The sequence below is a fragment of the Microbispora sp. CSR-4 genome, from assembly GCF_008033685.1.
Taxonomy (GTDB): domain Bacteria; phylum Actinomycetota; class Actinomycetes; order Streptosporangiales; family Streptosporangiaceae; genus Microbispora.
On record NZ_VJVX01000134.1, the window covers coordinates 1 to 3687 of the forward strand.

The 3687-nt window shown below is 70.4% G+C and carries 3 protein-coding genes and 1 pseudogene; 1 reads left to right on the forward strand and 3 read right to left on the reverse strand.

The genetic code is table 11. The features are described from left to right. A pseudogene (locus FLV34_RS38855) lies at window positions 1-416 on the reverse strand (ATP-binding protein); the annotation flags it as partial. Window positions 417-457: 41 nt separating this feature from the next. Here FLV34_RS38855 and FLV34_RS38860 point away from each other — a divergent pair. Beyond that, window positions 458-1084, forward strand: a complete 627-nt coding sequence (locus tag FLV34_RS38860; RefSeq protein WP_147945546.1) for an amino acid transporter — start codon at window positions 458-460, stop codon at window positions 1082-1084. 5 nt (window positions 1085-1089) lie between these two features. On the opposite strand, the gene FLV34_RS38865 is transcribed toward FLV34_RS38860, so the two are convergent. Together FLV34_RS38865 and FLV34_RS41035 are read right to left on the reverse strand one after the other, a co-directional pair. After that, on the reverse strand, window positions 1090-2856 hold the full coding sequence (locus FLV34_RS38865) for a VirB4 family type IV secretion system protein (protein ID WP_222709797.1): 1767 nt from the start codon (window positions 2854-2856) through the stop codon (window positions 1090-1092). Further along, window positions 2853-3687, reverse strand: an 835-nt coding sequence (locus FLV34_RS41035; RefSeq protein ID WP_187280869.1) for a PrgI family protein, incomplete at its 5' end; no start/stop codon positions are given. The genes FLV34_RS38865 and FLV34_RS41035, both read right to left, overlap by 4 nt.

Consider the following 3687-nt stretch of genomic DNA (forward strand, 5'->3'; position numbering starts at 1 on the left):
ACCGCCGTGCGCGCCGACGGCCAGGCCGACTCGATCGCGTGCTCCACCAGGTGCTGCGGGACGGTGCCCGGAACCCACAGCCGGATCCGTACGCCGCCGACGCCGAAGACGTACTCGAAGGCCAGGTGCGGCTGACCGAACAGGGCGCGCTTCCAGGCCGGGCGCAGCAGCCCCATCAGGTTCGTCCACAGCGCCTCCGACCCCGCCATGTCCGCCACTGGAGGCGCGAGGATCTCCACGCACCGCGCCCCCTTCGTCGCGGCGCGGTGGCGCAGCCGTACGACCAGGGCGCTGACCAGTTCGAGGACGAGCGCAGCGGCCGAAACCCCGAAGGTGAGCCACCAGACGTGGGCGTTCACCCAGGCCAGGAACCACTCGACGAAGACATCCGGATTGTAAAGAAGGTCCTGAATCATCGGGCCTCACCTGTCCTGCCGTGCCGGGTGATGATGGGTCGGTGCCGAGGATCGAGACGCCGTGGGGCCCATGGGAGCCGATGCCGCTGGCCGAGGTGGTCGCGTTGTTCCGGGACCTGGCCGCTCCGTGGTGGGTGAGCGGCGGGTACGCAATCGAACTGGCCGTCGGCCGTTCCTTCCGTGAGCACGGGGGTGTGGACATCTCCGTGCTGCGCCGCGACCAACTCGCCGTACGCGAGCTGCTGGCCGGCTGGGACGTGCACGCGGCCGACCCTCCAGGGACGCTGCGGCCGTGGCCGGTCGGTGAGGTGCTGCCGGCCCATGTGCATGACATCTGGGTGCGTGAGCACCCGGGCGGGCCGTGGCGGTTCCAGGTGATGCTTGATGAGGCCGAGGGCGAGACGTGGGTGTACCGGCGTGACGCACGGATTCGCCGTCCGCTGTCGACGCTGACGATCCGCGAGGACGGGGTCATGAGGATCGCGCCGGAGGTGCAGCTGCTGTTCAAGGCCAAGAATCCGCGTCCCAAGGATGAGCGCGACTTCGCCGAGGTCCTGCCTACCTTGGACGCCGTACGGCGCTGCTGGCTGGACGAGGCTCTCGCACTCGAGTACGGCGGCCACCGGTGGCGTGAGCACCTCCGGCCGAGCCAGCCGTTGATTGATTGAGGTGTTCACAGATCGACCTCCGCGTATTCGGCGAGTTCTTGAGGGGAGGAAGTCACGAGGCGGTGTTCCTGCTCGCTGGCCAGGACCTGGAAGGCGACCCGAGAGGCACCAGCGTCGGCGGCCAGCAGGCCGAAACCGCGGTCGGCTGACAGCAGGAGCTGCCGTTCTCCGTCGGACAGGCGGAAGGCGTCGGCGACTCGGCCGATCGCCTGGGGTGCCTGGCGGAGCAGGATCTGGGTGGCGGAGTTGGCGATGATCGCCTGACCGATGTCGGAGCCGAGCAGGTCGGCGGCATCCTGGGTTACCACCGACAGCCCGGCCCAGTGCTTGCGAGCACTCTTGGCCATCCGCAGCAGGAACTTCGCACCCTCCGGGTCGCGCATGAGCAGCCATGCCTCGTCGACCACAACGAGACGAGGGCGGCGATTGACCGGGTCGGAGACGCGCCGCCAAACCGCGTCCAGGGTCAGCAGCGTGCCGATGGCCTTGAGCTCTTCGGGCAGGTCCCGCAGAGAGAAGACGATCAGATGCGAGTCGGGCCGGGTGGTGGTGTGGCCGTCGAAGAGTCGGCGGTGGCTTCCGGTGACGTACGGCGCGAGCCCGGCGGCGATCTCCGCCGCTGCGGGATCCCCGTCATCGGTAAGCGTGCTTACCAGATCACTCATCAGTGGCGGTCGGCGTTTCCATGTGCGCGGGTCGAAGGTGATCCCGGCCTGCTTGTAGGCGGCGATGATGGCCCGATCAAGGGCAGCCTTGCCGGTCCTGCCCAGCGGGCCGCCGAGCATGACCGCGATCAGCGCGTGCAGGAACAACGATCGGCGGGTGAGTGGATCGCCCTCGCGATCGGTGGTGCTTCGCCCGGTGGGGCTTGGAAGGTCGAAGGGGTTGAGGCGGACGTGCGGCGCGCCGAGGTGGAGGTAGGCGCCGCCCACTGCGGCGCACAGACGGGCGTATTCGTCTTCGGGGTCGATGACGGCGACCTCAACCCCGGTGTAGAGCGAGCGCAGTGCTTCCAGCTTGGCCAGGTAGGACTTGCCGCCGCCCGAACAGCCCAGGATGGTCGAGTTGTGGTTGGGCTGGGCGAAGCGGTCCCAGGCCACCAGGGAGGAGCTGGCCGCGTTCGCGCCGTACAGGACTGTGGTCGGGCCGAGGTCGGCGGTCAGGTCGGGACTGGTGAAGGGGAAGGCCGCCGCGAGCGCCGGGGTGTCGAAGGTGCGCCGCATCTGCAGGTTGTCGTACGCCATAGGCAGCGCCGACACCCAGCCCTGAAGCTGCCGGAAGGTCACCACGCGCGCGTCCAGCAGGAGGGAGGCGGCCAGGGCCCGGACCTGGGCGCAGGCGTTCTCCAACTCCTCGGCAGTGGTGGCGTGGACCGTGAGGTAGATCGAGGTGCGGAACAGCTTGGCCTGGCCGCGCGCGAGCCGGGAGGCCAGCTCCTGGGCGTCTTCGGCGGCGACCTCCGCGCTGGGGTCGATGAGCCGACCGTGCTGGTGGTCGCTGCGCAGGCCGGATTCCAGGCGGGCGAGCTGTTTGCGGAGCCGGTCGGAGGCGACCAGGGACGGCACCGGGTCGACGTGGAAGGACACGTCCAGCCGCCCGGGGTAGGTGAGCAGGGGTTCCAGCCAGCCGGGTGTGACCTCGCGCGGGTAGCCGGTGACGGCGAGCGTCGCGCAGTGGTCGTCGCCGACCTGCAGGTGCCGGGGCCGGACTTCGACCGCGTCGGGGCCGAACCCATGCGCGCGCTGTGTCGTGCGGCGGAAGGCGAGCTTCACCAGCGTTCTCCTCTCGTGATGACCTGGTCCGGAGCCGCCATCTGGACGGTGGGTAGCGGCGGTGCCGCCGGGTCGAAGCAGGCGGCCAGCAGTGCGCTCGTGGCGGGGGTGTCGAGCAGGCGGACGGTCAGGCCGCAGGCCGACAGCAGACGAGCGGCTTCGTCCAGCCGCCGCAGGGCACGGGCCGCCGAGGCCTCCCGCGCCTTACCTGCCGCGGGCTCACGTACAACCAGGAGGACCTGGCGGCGCAGCAGGTCATGACGGCCGGCGATGTCGGCGAGGAAGCCGGCGTGCTGGAGCGCGGCGGCCGACAGCGCCGGGTGCGGCAGGTGGCGGGCGTTGTGCTCAAGAGTGGCGATCGTTTCGGCGAGGTCGACCCGTTCGGCGCGTACGAGGATCTGGACCGGGCCCGACAGCGAGTTGAGCCAGCGCCCGAACACCGTGACCAGCGCGTCCTGCTCCTCGGGGGTACGCAGGGCGAAGCTGAGCGTGGACACCTCCGCGATGGCCGCGACGCCGTCCGGGCCGAGGTCGAGTAGCCCGTCCTCTGCCATCCCCTGAACGGGAAGGCGTAGCTGCGCGGGAGCGGGGCCGGGCCTGGCGCCGATCCACGTGGGAGGTGGTGGCACCTCCTGGGAAGCGGAGACGAGGCGTTTGGGTGCGCGCAGGTGGCGGACGACGGCGAGCAGGTAGCGGTCGAGCGACAAACCGTCGTGTCGGGCGGTCGCGAGCAGGATCCCGGCCACCGCGATCGGCAGCGCCACCGCGGCGCAGACCACGAGCGGCACCCGGTCACCGACGAGCAGGTACGCGGCGTAGAGCAGAGCGCCG